Source organism: Anaerobacterium chartisolvens, assembly GCF_003337415.1.
In the GTDB taxonomy this organism is placed as follows: domain Bacteria; phylum Bacillota; class Clostridia; order Acetivibrionales; family DSM-27016; genus Anaerobacterium; species Anaerobacterium chartisolvens.
In genome coordinates this window covers 1-16,949 of the sequence record NZ_QPJT01000033.1, presented here as the reverse complement: position 1 = coordinate 16,949, position 16,949 = coordinate 1, and the positions used below count along the sequence as shown (strand labels likewise).

Sequence of the window (16,949 nt, the reverse complement as noted above, 5' to 3'; positions counted from 1 at the left end):
ATGTCTTTTGAAAAAATGAATAGTTCTCTTATCCAAAATGGGGAGATACATCGTTGCGGTCGTGCATTTAGACGTATGGAATTAGGTATTATCCCTAAAAATAAATACGAATATATTAACTCATTTAATGATGCTATTTCAAATACAGAAAAAAGAATAACTATCATAAAACTGTTTAATGCAAAAAGCACTACATATTACGCCTTTTGTAACGGACTATGTAAAGATTTTGAACGTTTCCCGCCGGCAGAACAAATAAGAAGGGGGAATTTAAAATGTACAATGAAAAAGGGTTACGTATAATTAGCTTAAAAAGAACCGCTATTACTATAACATTTAGATGCACTCTTAAATGTAAGTTATGTGGGGTAGAAATACCATTTTATAATGTGCCTCCTCATTTAAGCTATAATGATTTTGAAAGAATAATAGATAGATATTTTCAAATCGTAGATTATATTGATGAATTTGAAATTTCTGGCGGTGAGGCCTTGATGCATGAGGATCTGTCTAAAATCATAGAGAAATCTATGCAATATAAACATAAATTTAATCAGCTTTTAATATTTACAAATGGTACGATAATTCCTAAGACAAACGTATGGGACACCTTAAAAAAGCATAGAAGTAAATGTCATTTTTTTATAAGCGACTATGGACATATTTCCTCAAAAGTTGAGGAATTAGCACATCTATTGGCTGAGAACGGTATAACATATAGAGTAAAAAAATATTATGGCAGTGATCTGCATTGTGGAGGTTGGGTTGATTTTGGCAATTTTAGCCCAACTACATATGATTATAAAAAATGTTATTATTTAAGCTCAGATTACTGTATTCAAATTCGCAGCGGTGAAATACATATGTGCGGCCGATCATACAGGGCAATGGAAATAGGTGCTATTGAAAAAAACAAAAACGAATATATAGATTTGCTTAATGATACATCGAATATTTTAGATCTTAAAAAGAAATTGATAAGCATGATTAATTTAAAGGAATTGTCTGTATGTAAGCTGTGCAATGGGCTTTGCAAAGATTCACCGCGTTTTACGCCAGCAGAACAATTAGAATAATGTGGAGGTATTTTCATTGTACAAAATTACATTTTATACACACGCATATAATACTGAAAAGTATATGGAGCAATGTATTAAAAGTGTTCTAACTCAATCTGTTAAAGATATTGAATATATAATAGTTGATAATGGTTCAACAGACGGCACTAAAAATATAATTGCAGAGTATGCTAAAAAAGACAGCAGAATAAAAGCAATCCGATTTGAAGAAAATCGCAAGGGCTTCTGGCCTAAGCTCATTAAGGATTTGGCCCAGGGAGAATATTTTTCAATGCTTGATTCCGATGACTGGTACGAGCCTGAATTTGCCGAGACACTGCTTGGGCTTGCTGAAAATGAAGCTCTTGATATAGCTGTCGCAGGCTCCTGCTTTCATTTCCTTTCTGAAAACAGTCAAGGCTACAGAAAATCCGAGTCTAAGCTAATTGTAAGCAGAGAAGCCTTTCCCTCACAGTTTGAACCCATGTATAAATTCTTTCGACCTGTATGGGGAAAGCTTTTTAAAATGTCGATGATAAAAAATATGGATTTTTCAGACTATTATGCTATATTAAACTATGCTTATGGTGCTGATACTGTAGTTTGCCTCAAATCCCTTTCTATCGCCAATAGAATAGGCATTTCCGATAAGGTACTTCACAATTACAGGGTACACCCCCAATCCGTTTCATACGTATATAACCCCAACCGCTTTTACTCCGATACCTTTCTCTTCCGCAAGGCCGAAAGCTTCCTTTCATGCTTTGGAAAAATCAGCGGGGAGAATTATCATTTTCTATATGTAGTTTATATCAATGCAGCACTTGACACCATAGATATAATTTTAAAAGAGAACCTTGAGATATACCAAAAGCTCCTTGAGATTGGAAAGATATTAAAGGAGCCATTGACGCAGCAGGCTATATCTGCTGCAAATATCGAAAACGACAGGCTTAAAGCGTATAGGCAGCTCCTTATTGATCTGTTTGTAAATACCGTAAAAGTTAATTCCGGCAATAAGGACATTGTGGATTTGGCCTGCTCAAATATCCTTCTGCTTAATAAAGAGTTGTCCCTATATGTCAATAGAGACAATCTTTCACAGCATTTTAAAAGCGGCTGCTTCCTGCTGTCTGCCGTTAACTTAAATAGTGATGAAATGCTTAAAAAGGCCATTTTATCACTGGACAGCAAATCGCTTTCTGAAAGCATGTGGAATATCCTTACAGACATGTTTAAGAGCAACATACTTCTAAGCTGGATAGACAACCCCGACTTTGCTCTCCATTATTACTATATAATTGCAGAGGTATTTAATCTCAGGGCTTCGTCAGCGTTAAATATGATAATCGAAATTCTGAACAACGGAAAGGAAATTCCTTTCGAGGAGGAGCTGCTGCTTCTATGCCTGAATGTCTCGGCAGCAGCCGAGGACGGCGAGGTTTTCGTGTTTGTCAAAAAGCTTCAGACACAATTGTTTATCAGGCAGAAAAGATTTGATGAGGCTTGGCAGGCTCTGAATGATTTATTGGAGATGTGCCCTGAAGATGGGGATGTTGTTACATTAAAGAAATGGCTGGAGGAAGAAAATGAGTAAAAGCTTTTTGCTCTACGGTCACGGCGGCGCGTATAACCACGGCGCGGAGGCCATTGTAAAATGTACCGCCGCGCTTATTAAGGATATCTTCCCCACAAGCACAATAGCTCTTTCAACTCACTTCAAGGAGCAGGATTTGCAGTTTGCTATGCCGGTTGATGATTATTGCACACGTGATATGAATTACGTTGAGGCAGACAGGGCTTCAACGCAAAAGGGCTTATATGACGCTATGATTTACAAATCAACTCTTGACAAAATTACCCCCAATTCAGTTTGCCTTTCGGTTGGCGGAGATAACTACTGCTATGACAATTGGCGCAAATGGAAGACCATCCACGAAAGGGCCCTTGGGTCAGGTGCAAAAAGCATACTGTGGAGCTGTTCCGTTGAACCGTCAATGATAACAGTGGAAATGCTTGATACCCTGAAAGCACATCACCTGATTACGGCAAGAGAGAGCCTTACATACAACGCATTGCGCCAAAGCGGGCTTGACAATGTCGTTCTTTGCTCCGATGTGGCATTCTTGCTGGAGCCTGAAAAGGCTGCTCTTCCCCAAGGCTTTGTGAAAGGAAATGCCGTTGCCGTAAATGTCAGCCCGCTTGTGGTCCGCAGAGAAATAAAAAAAGGAATTACGGTGGAAAACATTAAAAATCTGATTAGATTTATAATAAGAGAAACTACAATGAATGTTGCTCTTGTTCCCCATGTGGTAATGCCTATGGATAATGATTATCTTCTGCTCCGTGAAATATATGAGGAGCTTGAGCCGAATGACCGGATCTGCTTAATTTCAGATAAATTGAGTGCCGCACAATATAAATATATAATTTCAAAATGCCGTTTAGGTATTTTTGCAAGAACCCATGCGTCAATCGCAGCTTATTCCTCATGTGTCCCTGCAATAGCAATCGGTTATTCGGTAAAAGCAAAGGGTATTGCCGCCGACTTAAGGCTTGATGATTATGTTTTGCCGTTAGACAGCTTTTCAGACGGATACAGCCTATTGACAATGTTCAAGGACTTGCTGCAAAATGAGAACAAATTGAGTCATATGCTTAAAGAAAAAATGCCCGCATATAAAGAAAATGCAAGGAAGAATCCCGCCTGCCGATGAATTGTAATCCCCCCCTCCCTCCCACCTTACAATTTATGCCATTCCATATTCCCCTGTATATGCTGTATAATATACTTGCTTATTAAATCTATGTCGGACACGATAAAGATTTTACAAACATAGAGGATATAATTGCTTACAGAAATTTTTAATAGCAACGAAAAGACGCCTTGCGGGGAAATGTCTCACGGGTATGTCATCAGGCGCTTTTCTTAGATGTATTCCTTACGGGTGAAAAAAATTTCTTCCATCAAGTTATATCCTCCATGTAAAATCTTTATCGCTACATATATACATAGCTTAAATTAGGAAAGGTCGGAATATTTTATGAACACGAGGAAAGTGTTGTTATCAAACCTCATTCTTTTGCTTGCGGCAATTATATGGGGCTTTGCCTTTGTCGCACAAAGGGTGAGCATCAAATACGTGGGGCCGTTCACTTATAACGGTGTAAGATTTGCTCTGGGAAGCCTTTCGCTGCTTCCTGTCATGCTGCTTATGAAAAATAAATCCGTCGCGGAGGCGCAGAATAAAGTCCAAAGCAAAGATCTTTTGCACGCCAGCATTATAGCAGGAATATTTCTCTTCACGGCAGCGTCTTTTCAGCAGATAGGCCTGATATATACGTCGGCCGGCAAGGCCGCCTTTGTAACCAGCCTGTACATTGTTTTTGTGCCTATATTGGGAATATTCCTGAGGCAGCGCATATCCTCCGGCATCTGGCTGGGGGCTTTAATGGCTTTGGCAGGCCTGTACCTGCTGTGCGTCACAGAGAGCCTTACAGTGTCCAAAGGAGACTGGCTGGAGCTTGCAGGTGCTTTTTTCTGGGCTTTCCACATCCTGATTATAGGATATTTCGGCAAGCGGGTGAACGTGGTTAAGCTGTCATGCATTCAATTTGCCATATGCTCCGTTTTGAGTCTGGCCGCCGCATTAATCTTTGAGAAAATAGAGCTTGGCACACTGATGCAAGCAGCAATGCCAATCCTTTACGGCGGTATCTTCTCGGTCGGCGTCGCCTATACCCTTCAGGCAATCGGCCAAAAAAATGCCAATCCCTCCCATGCCGCAATTATACTCAGCATGGAAGCACTTTTTGCCACAGTCGGGGGCGCATTGTTCCTTAAGGAAGCTCTGGTCGCGCGTGAAATTACAGGATGCGTGCTTATGCTGTCGGGAATGCTTCTGTCCCAGCTTCAAGGCTTTCGCGGGCAGGGCACTGCATCAAACACTTTAGAAAGCAAAAATCAGGTGGTATAATATAAGCAGCCATACAAATCATATACATTATGGGGGAAGTATGCATACATTGCGTTATATAAGAGATTTTTTATCAGCTCATAAATACAGATATGCCCTTGGCATAGTGTTTCTGCTGTGCGTCGATACATTGCAGCTTATACTGCCAAGGGTGCTCGGTGATGTGACCGATTCTCTTGAAAGCGGGGATCTCACCCGGGAGACTCTCATACGGTATGCAGTTATACTGGCACTGATTGCCGTCGGCGTGGCGGTTTTCAGATTCCTTTTCAGATATACTCTTGTAAAAGCCTCCAGATCAATTGAGCTGTCCTTCAGAAACCGCTTTTATGCACATTTGCAGAAGCTTTCCATGAACTATTTCAATACCCATAAGACGGGCGATTTGATGGCTCACGCCACCAACGACATAAATAATATTACCATGGCCTCAGGTCAGGGAGTCATATTTGCAATAGACAGCCTGCTGATACCCATAGCCGCATCAATAATGATGCTTGGAAGCGGAGGCTTAAAGTTTACTGCATTATGCTTCGCCCCTCTGCTTGTGCTGTGTATTTCCATAGTGTTCTTTATGAGGGTGATGCAAGCCCGGGTTCAAGAGCAGCAGGAGGCGTTCTCCAACCTTACGGAGGCCGCGCGTGAAAGCTTCTCAGGAATCAGAGTTATAAAGGCATTTGCGCAGGAGCAAAAGGAAATTTTAAGATTTGAAAGAATAAACGCCTTGAACAGGGACGCCAATCTTAAATTTGTCCGGCTTATGAGTATGATGTTTCCTGCTGTTATGTCTATTTCCGCACTATCCTTCGTAATAGCCCTCTGGTATGGGGGTATACTGGTTATTCAAGGCTCGTTGACTCTCGGAGACTTTGTAGCCTTCAACAGCTACCTTGGAATGCTGATATGGCCCATAACGGCTATAGGCTGGGTGGCAAACATGTTCCAGAGAGGCCTTGTATCTCTCGATCGGATAAATGCCATAATGGACGAAGCCCCCGAAATCTCCGATAATAAGACTGTAGGTAAAGCCTCGATAGAGGGCTCCATAGAATTCAGGAGGCTTACCTTTGCATACCCCGGCTCAAAAAAACCCGTGCTTGAGGATATAAGCATCTCCCTTGAGACAGGCAAAACCCTCGCAGTGGTGGGGCGTACCGGCAGCGGAAAGACTACTCTTGTGAACCTCATTTCAAGGCTCCTTGACGTACCCCAAGGCACACTTTTTATAGACGGTATTGATATTAACAGAATACCTCTGTCTATTCTAAGGAGCAATATAGCAAGAGTACCCCAGGATACCTTTTTATTTTCCACTTCTGTAAACGAAAACATTGATTTCTTCAGAAGCCTCAGCCCAGAAGAAATAGAAGCCGCCGCAAAAACCGCCAGAGTGTACGACAGCATTAATGAATTTCCCCAAAAATTTCACACGGTGGTGGGAGAACGCGGCGTGACGCTGTCAGGCGGACAAAAGCAGCGCATAGCAATCGCCCGTGCCATACTGGGCACCCCTCCCATATTGATACTTGACGACTGTCTCTCGGCAGTGGATGCAGGTACAGAAGAAGAAATTCTTAAAGGCCTGAAAAAAATTATGAAGCAGCACACCAGCATTATTGTATCCCATAGAATATCCGCGGTAAAGGACGCCGATGAAATTATCGTGCTTGAGGATGGAAAAATAGCCGAGAGGGGAACCCATATCGCGCTGCTTGAGCAAAAGGGCACATATTACGCCATGCACAACAGACAACTGCTGATTAACCAGCTTTAAGGAGGCTTAATTTAAATGGATTACGAAAATGACAACCTTCCCGAGGAGGGGCTTGATAATAAGGGCTATGATTCAAGGCTTATGCGGAGGCTTTTGGGCTTTGCCGGCAAATACTGGCACCTTTTTGCGCTGGCGGTAGTATTTCTGTTTGCCTCAACTGTTGTGGACCTCGCAAGGCCCATCCTGACCGGCATGGCAATTGACGATTTTATTAAAAAGGGTGATATACCTTCTCTCAACAAGATGGCTCTCTATTTTGTAATACTCATTGCGGCAGGCTTTCTGTTCAATTTGCTTCAGGTGTATCTGCTGAGCTATGCCGGGCAGTTTATAATTTATAATATCCGCCAGCTTGTGTTTTCTCATCTTCAAAGGCTGCCTCTGTCCTATTTTGATAAAAACCCCATAGGCAGGCTCGTTACACGCATAACAAACGATACCGAAACTCTTAATGACATGTACACCAATGTGCTTGTTACTCTGCTGAAGGATTTCTCAATACTTCTGGGCGCAATTATTATAATGCTTCGCCTGAATGTACGCCTCACCCTTATCGTACTGGCTGTAATGCCCTTTGTAGCGGTGGTTACATCTATCTTCAGAATAAAAATAAGAAAGGTGTACAGGGATATACGCGTTGCACTGGCAAGGGTAAACTCTTCTATATCTGAAAACATCTCAGGGATGCATATAATTCAGCTTTTTAATAAGGAGCGTTCAAACTTTGCCCAGTTTAATGAAACCGGCAGGCAGTATTACAAGGCCACTATGAATGAGGTGACAACCGTCAGCCTTTTCCGGCCCTTGATTGAGATGCTGTCGTCTCTGGCAATCGCGCTGCTTATATGGTTCGGCGGCTCGGATGTGGTAGGCGGCACACTGGGATTTGGCGTGCTGTATGCCTTTATAAACTATGTGGCGCTGCTCTTTCAGCCTATAAATGATCTGGCTGAAAAATACAACATACTTCAATCGTCAATGGCCGCGTCAGAAAGGATATTTATGATATTGGATACCCCTGCCGAAAAGGATGAGGGAAGCTTCTCTGACGATAACAGCCCTATTTGCGGTGATATAGAATTCAAAAATGTATGCTTTGCGTATAATGAAGGGGACTGGGTTTTAAAGGATGTCAGCTTTAAGGTGCCCAAGGGGAAGACGGTAGCCATAGTGGGCCATACCGGGGCAGGCAAGACCTCTCTGATAAACCTTTTAAGCAGATTTTATGAGATACAGGGCGGAGAAATACTTATTAACGGCATTAATATAAAGGATATCCGCAAGGACAGCCTCCGGAAATCCATAGGAGTGGTGCTTCAGGATGTTTTCCTTTTCAGCGGAAGGCTTATGGATAATATCCGGCTTAACGAGAAAAGCATAACCGATGAGAAAATCAAGGAGGTCTCCAGATACGTAAACGCAGACATATTTATAAGCAGGCTTCCAAACGGCTATCAGGAGGATGTAATGGAGCGCGGCTCAACCCTTTCCTCTGGCCAGAGGCAGCTTCTTGCTTTTGCCCGGGCATTGGCCTTCGACCCTGCTATTCTTGTTCTGGATGAAGCCACCTCAAACATTGATACCGAGACAGAGCTGCTTATACAGGATGCTCTTGCCAAGCTCACTCATGGCCGCACCACTGTAATTATTGCCCACAGGCTTTCTACCATACAGCATGCCGACAGCATTATAGTGCTTCATAAGGGGAGAGTACACGAAATGGGAACCCATCAGGAGCTGCTTGCCGCAAAGGGAATGTACTACTCGCTCTATCAGCTTCAATACCAGCCCGACGCTTAATGCCAAAATAAAACGACAGTACAGCGGAGGAATCTTGGGGACGGATTCTTATGCTTCCGTAGCGCAGCGTAGGACTGAAAGGAAAGCAGAAGAACCGTACCCCATGATGCCGCATTAACATAAATTGTTTACGTAACAATCACAAACAGCTCTTTCATGCATAATATGAAATAGATGCATTATTTCTACACATCAAAACAAGGAAGGAGCTTATGTAAAATGGATAACATAAATAATAACGGGATTGATAAAAAAGTCTGTGATGCCTGTGAAGCAAAGGTCATTGATTCAAAAACACTGCCCGAATGCTCCAATGAGAGCTGCGAGCCTATAGGCAAAAGCGGTCCTTTGGTTGCTAAAATACCTGTTGTAATTGCAGAACCCAAGATACAAATAGATGTAAAGGCAGAAATCAAGCTTGATGAGCCTGCTTTTGAGATAAAGCGCATTAAGAAAAACCTCTTCCTTACCCAGTGCAAACTGTTGTCCGTCTGGGATGACAAGCACGAGAAATGCAAGCAGGGCAAGCTGTTTATAGGCGGATTTGTAAGGAAGAATATAGAATATGCCACTGTAGACTCCAAGTGCGCCGACAAGGGATGCATAAGCGGAGATATCCGTCACACCACCTGCAACATTCCCTTTGAATGCGTCACACTGGTAGACTTTATAAATCCTCCCGAGATTCGCAAAAGCGGTGCCACATCTGAGGTTGAAGTATTCACTGCAAAGTTCAATGCATGTGACCCCTGCTCTGAGGGCATAATAGGCAGCGATCCTTGTCAGCAGAACTTTAATCATTTTGAAGCTTTTACCGAAAAGGTTTTCTGCGAGCTGGAATTTGCAAAAATAATTGAGGCAGACATTCATAAAAACCCGAAGCCCTTGGTATATAGCAACCCCAACGAGCATATTTTTGAAATTCTCGAGGAAAAAATGGTGATATATGTTAAGCTTAAGCTTCTGCAAAACCAGCAAATAAAAATTCCCTCCTGCAAAGACTAAGGATATTGAACCAGCAAAATTCCAAAGAACAGGGCATTAGAGGTATTAAAAAAGGCTGCTCTGCCGCAAGGCACCAGCCTTGAGTTTTTTATATGCTTTTGTTTATAAATGTAACCTGTATAGAGTACACATCATATACTATTAACATAAGACTATAAATTAAGAGGTATCAAGCTATGAGAATGAACATAATAAAGTGGGATGACTCGATATATCATAGGTATATACACAGGTTTCCATGTATTGTACATAAAAAAGGCTCTTCTTCTCAGGCCGGCAAGCATAAAGAAGCACCAACCGCCTCCCCGGATGATGCCTGCACGGATATTAAAACCGCCAAAAGCATCTCATGCGGTCAGACAGATGGCACTGACAGCAGCACTGCTTTGAAGACAGTGCCCGGCGCGTATGAAGTGTGTGAATCGGATAATATTACCGGCATTGGAGTAGGCCAGATTATTGAATGTGATATAATATACGGGTGCATATCGGACTTATAGAAGCCCCCGCCACCCCCCTACCCTGTCCTCAAGGCTGCATTTCATCCAAAATCAGCTTTATTATTTCTACAGCATCCCTCTTTTGTGGTCAAACCCCCTCTATCATATAGGACACGATAAAGATTTTACAAACATAGAGGATATAATTGCTTACATCAAGTTATATCCTCCATGTAAAATCTTTATCGCTACATATATAGAATTGAGCAACAATTTTGACATAGCACAACAAATGCGGTATGATATTATATATGGTGCTTTGCCTGCGGGCAAGGTGCCATATGTTTTTATCGGGGTAAAATACCATTTAATTACTTAAGGAATGGAGGAGGTTTTGTGTCAAAAAAAACATCACTGACAATGCCGGTTTACGAGAATTTGCTGGCTCATTTAGTAGATTTTGAAGAGAGGAGAAGCAGTATTGTTAACTTTTACTTCCCGGAATTCGATAAGAAAAGGGAAGAATTTGAACAGCTTATCGACGGTTATATAAGCGCTCTCGATGCTGTTGTTAAAAGCATATTACTTTCCGACAAAGCAAGCAACAGCTTTCCCTTTGTATGCTTAAACAGTGAAGTAGAGGTTGAGGACATCGAAGAGGCCGAAACGTATAATTATAAGATAATTATTCCGGAAAGCAACTGCAGCGAGGACAACTGTATAACTATTTTATCTCCTATGGGAAGAGCTTTGTTATGTAAAAAGGAAGGCGATGTTGTTTCTGTTAATACACCTTCCGGGGTATACCGCTATAGAATTAAATCAATAAAGCTGCGGTAGGCCGAATGAAAAAGACCCTTTAACAGCCATATATTTGTTGTTAAGGGGCCTTTTTTATTATTTTTCCAAAGCTCAACCGCCTATCAGCACATCCCATTAAATGTACTTGCTGCAAATAGAGACATATCTTCTTAACTGCCCCGGAACATCAATATCCATGTTGAAGTGATGCCCCTCATATTCCGCCGCTATATATCCTTCATATCCCAGCCTCTTAATTTCAGGTAAAATCCTGTCATACGGGATACACTCGTCAGCCTCTCCATTTTCAAGATAATAGAATTTGCCGTGGATATAAGGCGTGACGGGTATCAGTGTTGACAGCTCTTCTATGGGAGTGGGGTTGAATTTTTCATAAATTGATTCGGTAAACTCCTTTTCCAGAGCGTTTAGATCAAGCTTTAATGTCTCATTTAAGGGCACTTTGTTTTCGTGTAGCTCCAATACCCTGTCAAGCTGCTCCTTGCGGAAGCCCGCCTTCAGCAGCCTCTCTACCAGCAGCTTGTGCGGACGCACCTGAAAAATGCTGAAATCAGGCACTACTCCAAGGTAGCCCTTACCCTTGGTATGCATAAGCTCAATATATTTTTCCCATACATCCACGCGCGGGTGATGAGGGTGGTGCATTTCTATTGCCAGCTTAATATCCAGCCTTTCGCAATGCGGGATCATCTTTTCATATATTGCGGGAGAAATTGAGTGCTGGGTTCTGACCAGAGGAAAGCCCGCTTTTTTTGCATATATCATATCATTTAACGTGAATTGGATAATTTCCTCTTCCGTCAAATCCCGGTCGGAGCGAATTCCATAGTCTATATATGCACTGTAGCAAATGGGCTTAAGCTCATACTTATCAAGCAATTCCTTAAATTCTCCCAGCCACTTATCCGACGGGTTTGGATATTCCGGAACCATTTGAGCCGCAACTATTTCTATTCCCTTAAATCCGTAATCGCGTATTTCCCTAAGGCAGTCCTCAAGGCTGAAGATTTCCTTGATATAGTAGCTGCTTAAGCTGTAAAGCGACGCGCTTAGCTGAATCCTTTCCTTGTCCATTTGATATCTCCACCTTTCATTATTTCGCAATACTATATAGTTTAGGTTTTTGCATATCGGATAACGGAGGATGTAAAATAATATCCTCCAGAAATTATTTTACATCCTTTTTAGATAGTTTGCATCCTAATTTATATAGTTTCTGCAGCACAGAGTTTTGGTATTTACACTGTCTAAAACCAGGTATTGGCCGAAGTAGCCTGTATAGGGTATACGGTGAACCATTCTTACACTGATCTCATGGTTGCCTTCAGTTAACCCGTTATCCCGCAGCACAACAATATTTGCAGTATCTAAAACAAACCAATGCTCCTTTGACAGCTCTCCAAGCTGCGATACCAAAAATTCCTTACCGTTTAGAACAAAGCGCATATCACTTTCAGGAATGCTTTTGCCATCCACCTGTAATTCAAGCTTTTCTATACAGCTTACAAAGGTTCCTCTGTAGGACGGATATCGTATCTGTATTGCATAGCCGTAGCAAACATCTCCGGCTCTCTTGTTTATAATATTTCTGTAAGGCAACAGCAGCTCGTCATATTGAAAATCTAAAACCATATTTTTATATCCTCCTATTCATTTTTTACTGTTTAGCTTTTTCAAATGTGAATGTAACTAATTTTAGCTGAGTTTATCAGTATCATATAAAAACGATTATAATGTTTTAAGTTAAAAAGAAAACGATTACTATGCCTGCATTATATCATTTTGATTGAAATATTGCAAGCTCCATTTTAAAACGATTACAATTTTATAAAATGTAAGTATTTATGTAGCGATAAAGATTTTACATGGAGGATATAACTTGATATAAGCAATTATATCCTCCATGTTTGTAAAATCTTTATCGCGTCCTATATAGAAGTTTCTTGCGATTTGTTATATAATTATGTAATCAAGCTTTGGAGGTGTTGATTATATTATTCCATAAAAATAAAGGGTATTCTTCAGGCTTTCCTATTGATTCAAAAATATATAATAACATCAGCTCCCTTCCCCACTGGCACCCCGAATTGGAGTTAATGCTTGTTTATGAGGGAAGTGTTGTCATGGGTAAAAATTCGGAATGCAGAGAGCTGAAAAAGGGCGATATAGCCTTTTGCTCAGGAGGAGACATTCATTATTACGACAGCAAGGGCAAGCATTCCACTATTTTGACTATCGTGTTCCGTCCCGAATTAATCAGCAATATAGTCAATTTGTCAAAAGATGAGCAGGCCACTATTACCTTTCTGGACAATTTGGCTGTCGAAGCCATAAAGCTGGACAATTCCATTGTCAATCAAATGAGGACCTGCCTGGATTCAATTTATAAGGAGATGAGCGGACACAAGCAGGATTATGATATTTTTGTAAAGGCGGATCTCATTAAGCTTTTTGCCTTGTTTTCAAGGCATATACCCCGGTCGGCATTTGAGCTGGATGGCGATATGGCAAGCCCTAGAAGTGTAAAGCTCATACAAGGGGCCATGAAGTATATTGAATCCAATTATTCACATGATATATCTCTTAATGATATTTCCCAGCACCTCAAGATCAGCCCTTTCTATTTTTCAAGGATTTTCAGCAATGTAACCGGTTTAACCTATAAGAGCTACCTGAACAAAATTAGAATAGAAAAGGCTCATAATTTTATTGAAACAACATCAATACCCATTACAGACATTGCCTATGAATGCGGCTATAACAGCCTCCGCACCTTTAACCGCGCATTCAAAGAGCTAAAAGGCTACACTCCCTCCAGCCTGAGGTAGGCAGCAGGGCTTTGTTTTAACAAAGCTCCTGAATAATAAAAAAGAAACCATGCTTCAAATTTATTAAAGTCACAGTTTCCTATCAAAACAAGGGGTCTTGTTTTTTCTAAAAGATGTTCATTGCCAACTACCTGTTATCAATTTTCAAATCAAGCCATGCAAGCTCTTTATCGGTAAGCTCTATGTTAACGGCGTCAATGGTCGATTGAAGCTCCGCACGGTTTGCAACTCCCGAAACCGGGAACACATTCATTTTGCTGTTGACTATAAAGGCCAGAGCAATCTGTGCTATGGTGCGGCCCTTTTCTTCAGCCAGAATTTTAACCCTGTCCAGTCTTTTAAAGTTAGGCTCAACGCAATACGCCTTTGCACATATAGGGTCAATGGTTTCGCCGCGCCCTGTAAGCTGATCCTTTGTTGCATTGCCAGAGAACAGAACACCGGGGCTCATTATGCGATCCTTTTCAGCCTCCCAGCGTTCCCTCGTTACCATGCCTGAGAAGAAGCCTCTGGCAAGGCTTGAGTATGCAAATACAGGCATTTGGTTAGCCGCATACCACTCTCTTGCCGCTTCCCCCGCAGGCCCGCTTATAGTCACTGTTCCCGGAGCCCAAGGCTCGGCGGCCTGCTCGGCAAGGAAGTAACTAGGACTGCTAGCTCTGAAAGGCTCCAATCCATGAGCCTTGGCATAATCGTTTGCCTCCTGAATTCTTTTATGAGTCCAGTTAGATCCTCCGAAGGACTTGATCCTGCCTGCCGCAAAATGCTCGTTTAAAGCCTCTACAATAGGGCCTACAGGCAAATCCAAATCGTCTCTGTGAAGGAGGTATATATCTATATAGTCGGTATCCAGCCTTTCTAACGATCTGTTTAAATCCTCGGCAAGATCCTTTGCGTTTACACGCTTGCCATTGGGCCCCGGATGGCAGCCCTTGGTGATAACAACAACATCCTTTCTGTTGCTGCGCGCTTTCATCCATTTCCCTATAGAGATTTCGCTTCCTCCGTAGCCTATAGCTGTGTCCAATAAATTTACACCCATTTCCACAGCCATGTCCAGATGCTCCATATGCTCATTAACGTCACCTGAAAATAACGTCATTGTTCCTAAAATAACACCGCTGACTTCCTTGTTTAAAAAATCAAGCTTTTTTGTTTTCATAATCTTCCTCCTAAAATAGTGCTGATACTATTAAAATGAATGCCCACCAATATTGCCTTCATGGTGCTTTTCAACATGCTCAGGATAAACCTCTACAAACAGGCCAAGCTGCTTGGTCAAATCAAGATAGGCAAACTCAAGGTTTCTGCCCTCGGGAGCGCCGGTATCCTTAGCCCATACCCATGGATCCTTGCCCGTAAGCTCCTTGTTCTTTGCAATTACATCCTTAAACGAATCCTTTGTCATAACAGCAATGTGGTGAATTCCAGGGCCATGCTCCTTAAGCCACTTGGAATAAGCGCTTTCAGAAACAGGCTGTATCAGCTCAATCTCCAAGCCGAAGCAGTGGCAAAATGCCATTTTAAATTCCAAATCTCCCGGCTTGCCGTCGACATACAGTTTAGGCATAGTGTCGGGGCCAAGGCGGCCGGTTTTCCACGGGCCTATTCCGAAATTTTCTTCGTATTGCTTGATCGCGGCTTCGATATCCTCAACTATGACACCGATTTGTAAAAGTTTTTTAAATTGGCTTTCCATTGTTTTACCTCCTAGAATTTTGTTTTTTTAATATGAATTACTTAAAACTCATGACAGGGACAGTTTATCTGTCACGCTCTACTATATATGTAGCGATAAAGATTTTACATGGAGGATATGCCTTGATGGAAGAAATTTTTTTGACCCGTAAGGAATACATCTAAGAAAAGTGCCTGATGACAGACCCGTGAGACATTTCCCCGCAAGGCATCTTTTCGTTGCTATTAAAAATTTCTGTAAGCAATTATATCCTCTATGTTTGTAAAATCTTTATCGCCTCCTATATACATAGATAGTAATTGTCAAATTGAGACGGAATAATGTTTTCAAAATTGTCTGCTTGTGATATTTATATATTAGCATAGGTATAGCCGTTTAGCTTGCCACTACATTACATCCACCAGACATTATTTGCGTTTTTTATATCTATGCCTTTCTCCTTCCATAAGAGAGAATAATTCCAAGCGCAATAGAAAGATATGCCGCCCATAATACTCTATACTGCGGAGGCAGCAGGAAGGTTATTGTGTGTGCCGGAATCCAGAAATACGGCACCGTTTTGCCTATTATGAAATTGATGAATCCAACCCAGTCTGTTTTAGCTATAGCATCGGAAAGCCTTGCCTTTTTATCCCCGGCCTTCATATCTATATAAGTGTCCGAAATTCTGTGAGCCGCCATGAACATAGGGCCAAAGGTAAAATTGATAATAAGGCTTATATATATTGCATTTAAAACTGTGCCCAGCATTCCTTCAGCCTTAAATAACAGTCCGGCCTTTACCGCTCCTGCAACACCGTTTGCAAACACATTGAACATAAGCACAATCAACAAGCCCACGATGCCCCATACAGCGGCTCTGTACAACAGACCGTTGGGTTTTTTGTAGCTTCCTGAAATTATTCTGATGGCAAGCAGCTCCCCCATAGTCGCCATGATTGCGAACTTAATAAATCCCATTAAGTATGGATGTGCGTTTGTAGCACCTACAAAAGCTTCATGTGTCACCGGTATTATGAGCAGAGCGGAAATGCCTAAGAATACTGCCGCCCATAAAATATCTCCCTTTTTCATTTTGCTCCCCCAATATTTATATAATCATTTTTGGTTACAGGCTTTTTAACCCAAGAATTTCTCTTGCCTCATCCGGTGTGGCTATTTCCTTGTTAAGCTCCCTTACTATCCTCTTTGTTCTTTCTACAAACTCGACATTTGATTTTGCCAGTACTCCCTTTGCATAAAGGATATTGTCCTCCATTCCCACCCTTACATGTCCTCCAAGCGCTAACGCAGCGTACATGATGGGCAGATGCCCTTTTCCTATTCCAAGCGCTCCCCAGGTCGATCCGGCAGGTATCAGGCTCTTAAGGAACACAAGATTTTCTACCGTTGCATCCATTCCGCCTGCGGCGCCCAGCACAAATTGGAAATGAAGCGGCGCTTTTAGTATCCCTTTTTTCAAATAATACAAAGCGTTATAAACCATGCCGGCATCAAATATTTCTATCTCAGGCTTTATTCCGTTCTCCTGCATTACCATGCCCAG

17 protein-coding genes are annotated in these 16,949 nt (G+C 41.8%); 11 read left to right on the top strand and 6 right to left on the bottom strand.

What is annotated here, in order from left to right; genetic code table 11:
- The 10 genes from DFR58_RS19160 (at position 1) to DFR58_RS19115 (ending at position 10,894) form a co-directional block, all read left to right on the top strand.
- Complete coding sequence (locus tag DFR58_RS19160) at positions 1-303, top strand: hypothetical protein (RefSeq protein WP_114299702.1); 303 nt, start codon at positions 1-3, stop codon at positions 301-303.
- Complete coding sequence (locus DFR58_RS19155; protein WP_114299701.1) at positions 276-1,076, top strand: GTP 3',8-cyclase MoaA family protein; 801 nt, start codon at positions 276-278, stop codon at positions 1,074-1,076. The genes DFR58_RS19160 and DFR58_RS19155 overlap by 28 nt, the downstream gene beginning before the upstream one ends.
- Before the next feature lie 16 nt (positions 1,077-1,092).
- Positions 1,093-2,655, top strand: coding sequence for a glycosyltransferase family 2 protein (locus tag DFR58_RS19150; protein ID WP_114299700.1), 1,563 nt, complete (start codon positions 1,093-1,095; stop codon positions 2,653-2,655).
- On the top strand, positions 2,648-3,775 hold the full coding sequence (locus DFR58_RS19145; protein WP_114299699.1) for a polysaccharide pyruvyl transferase family protein: 1,128 nt from the start codon (positions 2,648-2,650) through the stop codon (positions 3,773-3,775). The genes DFR58_RS19150 and DFR58_RS19145 overlap by 8 nt, the downstream gene beginning before the upstream one ends.
- A 327-nt stretch (positions 3,776-4,102) precedes the next feature.
- Complete coding sequence (locus DFR58_RS19140; protein WP_114299698.1) at positions 4,103-5,035, top strand: DMT family transporter; 933 nt, start codon at positions 4,103-4,105, stop codon at positions 5,033-5,035.
- Positions 5,036-5,075: 40 nt separating this feature from the next.
- Positions 5,076-6,809, top strand: a complete 1,734-nt coding sequence (locus DFR58_RS19135; RefSeq protein ID WP_114299697.1) for an ABC transporter ATP-binding protein — start codon at positions 5,076-5,078, stop codon at positions 6,807-6,809.
- Between the two features lie 15 nt (positions 6,810-6,824).
- On the top strand, positions 6,825-8,609 hold the full coding sequence (locus DFR58_RS19130) for an ABC transporter ATP-binding protein (protein WP_114299696.1): 1,785 nt from the start codon (positions 6,825-6,827) through the stop codon (positions 8,607-8,609).
- A gap of 219 nt (positions 8,610-8,828) precedes the next feature.
- Positions 8,829-9,614 (top strand): CsxC family protein, encoded by a 786-nt coding sequence (locus DFR58_RS19125; protein ID WP_242987732.1) that lies wholly within the window; start codon positions 8,829-8,831, stop codon positions 9,612-9,614.
- A 176-nt stretch (positions 9,615-9,790) separates the two neighbouring features.
- Positions 9,791-10,114: a hypothetical protein gene (locus DFR58_RS19120; protein ID WP_114299695.1), complete on the top strand. Its 324-nt coding sequence runs from the start codon at positions 9,791-9,793 to the stop codon at positions 10,112-10,114.
- A 336-nt stretch (positions 10,115-10,450) separates the two neighbouring features.
- Entirely contained in the window at positions 10,451-10,894 is a 444-nt protein-coding gene (locus DFR58_RS19115; RefSeq protein ID WP_114299694.1) for a GreA/GreB family elongation factor, read from the top strand.
- A 96-nt stretch (positions 10,895-10,990) separates the two neighbouring features.
- On the opposite strand, the gene DFR58_RS19110 is transcribed toward DFR58_RS19115, so the two are convergent.
- Together DFR58_RS19110 and DFR58_RS19105 are read right to left on the bottom strand one after the other, a co-directional pair.
- Positions 10,991-11,950, bottom strand: coding sequence for a sugar phosphate isomerase/epimerase family protein (locus DFR58_RS19110; protein WP_114299693.1), 960 nt, complete (start codon positions 11,948-11,950; stop codon positions 10,991-10,993).
- Between the two features lie 126 nt (positions 11,951-12,076).
- Positions 12,077-12,508: a C-glycoside deglycosidase beta subunit domain-containing protein gene (locus DFR58_RS19105; protein WP_114299692.1), complete on the bottom strand. Its 432-nt coding sequence runs from the start codon at positions 12,506-12,508 to the stop codon at positions 12,077-12,079.
- A 350-nt stretch (positions 12,509-12,858) separates the two neighbouring features.
- Between DFR58_RS19105 and DFR58_RS19100 the strand changes: the two genes are divergently transcribed.
- A complete protein-coding gene (locus tag DFR58_RS19100; RefSeq protein ID WP_207659286.1) occupies positions 12,859-13,704 on the top strand; it encodes an AraC family transcriptional regulator in 846 nt (281 codons plus the stop codon).
- Positions 13,705-13,831: 127 nt separating this feature from the next.
- Here DFR58_RS19100 and DFR58_RS19095 read toward each other — a convergent pair whose 3' ends face one another.
- From DFR58_RS19095 to DFR58_RS19080, 4 genes are all read right to left on the bottom strand, one after another.
- Positions 13,832-14,866 carry an aldo/keto reductase gene (locus tag DFR58_RS19095; RefSeq protein WP_114299690.1) on the bottom strand — a complete coding sequence of 345 codons (1,035 nt, stop codon included), beginning with the start codon at positions 14,864-14,866 and terminating at the stop codon, positions 13,832-13,834.
- A gap of 30 nt (positions 14,867-14,896) precedes the next feature.
- Positions 14,897-15,403, bottom strand: a complete 507-nt coding sequence (locus tag DFR58_RS19090) for a VOC family protein (RefSeq protein WP_114299689.1) — start codon at positions 15,401-15,403, stop codon at positions 14,897-14,899.
- Between the two features lie 426 nt (positions 15,404-15,829).
- The gene (locus DFR58_RS19085; protein WP_114299688.1) at positions 15,830-16,477 is read right to left on the bottom strand and encodes an Mpv17/PMP22 family protein; all 648 of its coding nucleotides are present in this window, start codon (positions 16,475-16,477) and stop codon (positions 15,830-15,832) included.
- Positions 16,478-16,511: 34 nt separating this feature from the next.
- The coding region (locus DFR58_RS19080; RefSeq protein ID WP_147273216.1) for a beta-keto acid cleavage family enzyme at positions 16,512-16,949 on the bottom strand (438 nt) is incomplete at its 5' end.

Excerpts from the sequence above, each read along its gene's own strand:
- DFR58_RS19095 (WP_114299690.1), bottom strand. The coding sequence starts at position 14,866 with ATGAAAACAAAAAAGCTTGATTTTTTAAACAAGGAAGTCAGCGGTGTT.
- DFR58_RS19110 (WP_114299693.1), bottom strand. The coding sequence starts at position 11,950 with ATGGACAAGGAAAGGATTCAGCTAAGCGCGTCGCTTTACAGCTTAAGC.
- DFR58_RS19135 (WP_114299697.1), top strand. The coding sequence starts at position 5,076 with ATGCATACATTGCGTTATATAAGAGATTTTTTATCAGCTCATAAATAC.
- DFR58_RS19145 (WP_114299699.1), top strand. The coding sequence starts at position 2,648 with ATGAGTAAAAGCTTTTTGCTCTACGGTCACGGCGGCGCGTATAACCAC.
- DFR58_RS19140 (WP_114299698.1), top strand. The coding sequence starts at position 4,103 with ATGAACACGAGGAAAGTGTTGTTATCAAACCTCATTCTTTTGCTTGCG.
- DFR58_RS19155 (WP_114299701.1), top strand. The coding sequence starts at position 276 with ATGTACAATGAAAAAGGGTTACGTATAATTAGCTTAAAAAGAACCGCT.
- DFR58_RS19125 (WP_242987732.1), top strand. The coding sequence starts at position 8,829 with ATGGATAACATAAATAATAACGGGATTGATAAAAAAGTCTGTGATGCC.
- DFR58_RS19130 (WP_114299696.1), top strand. The coding sequence starts at position 6,825 with ATGGATTACGAAAATGACAACCTTCCCGAGGAGGGGCTTGATAATAAG.
- DFR58_RS19160 (WP_114299702.1), top strand. The coding sequence starts at position 1 with ATGTCTTTTGAAAAAATGAATAGTTCTCTTATCCAAAATGGGGAGATA.
- DFR58_RS19120 (WP_114299695.1), top strand. The coding sequence starts at position 9,791 with ATGAGAATGAACATAATAAAGTGGGATGACTCGATATATCATAGGTAT.
- DFR58_RS19105 (WP_114299692.1), bottom strand. The coding sequence starts at position 12,508 with ATGGTTTTAGATTTTCAATATGACGAGCTGCTGTTGCCTTACAGAAAT.
- DFR58_RS19085 (WP_114299688.1), bottom strand. The coding sequence starts at position 16,477 with ATGAAAAAGGGAGATATTTTATGGGCGGCAGTATTCTTAGGCATTTCC.
- DFR58_RS19090 (WP_114299689.1), bottom strand. The coding sequence starts at position 15,403 with ATGGAAAGCCAATTTAAAAAACTTTTACAAATCGGTGTCATAGTTGAG.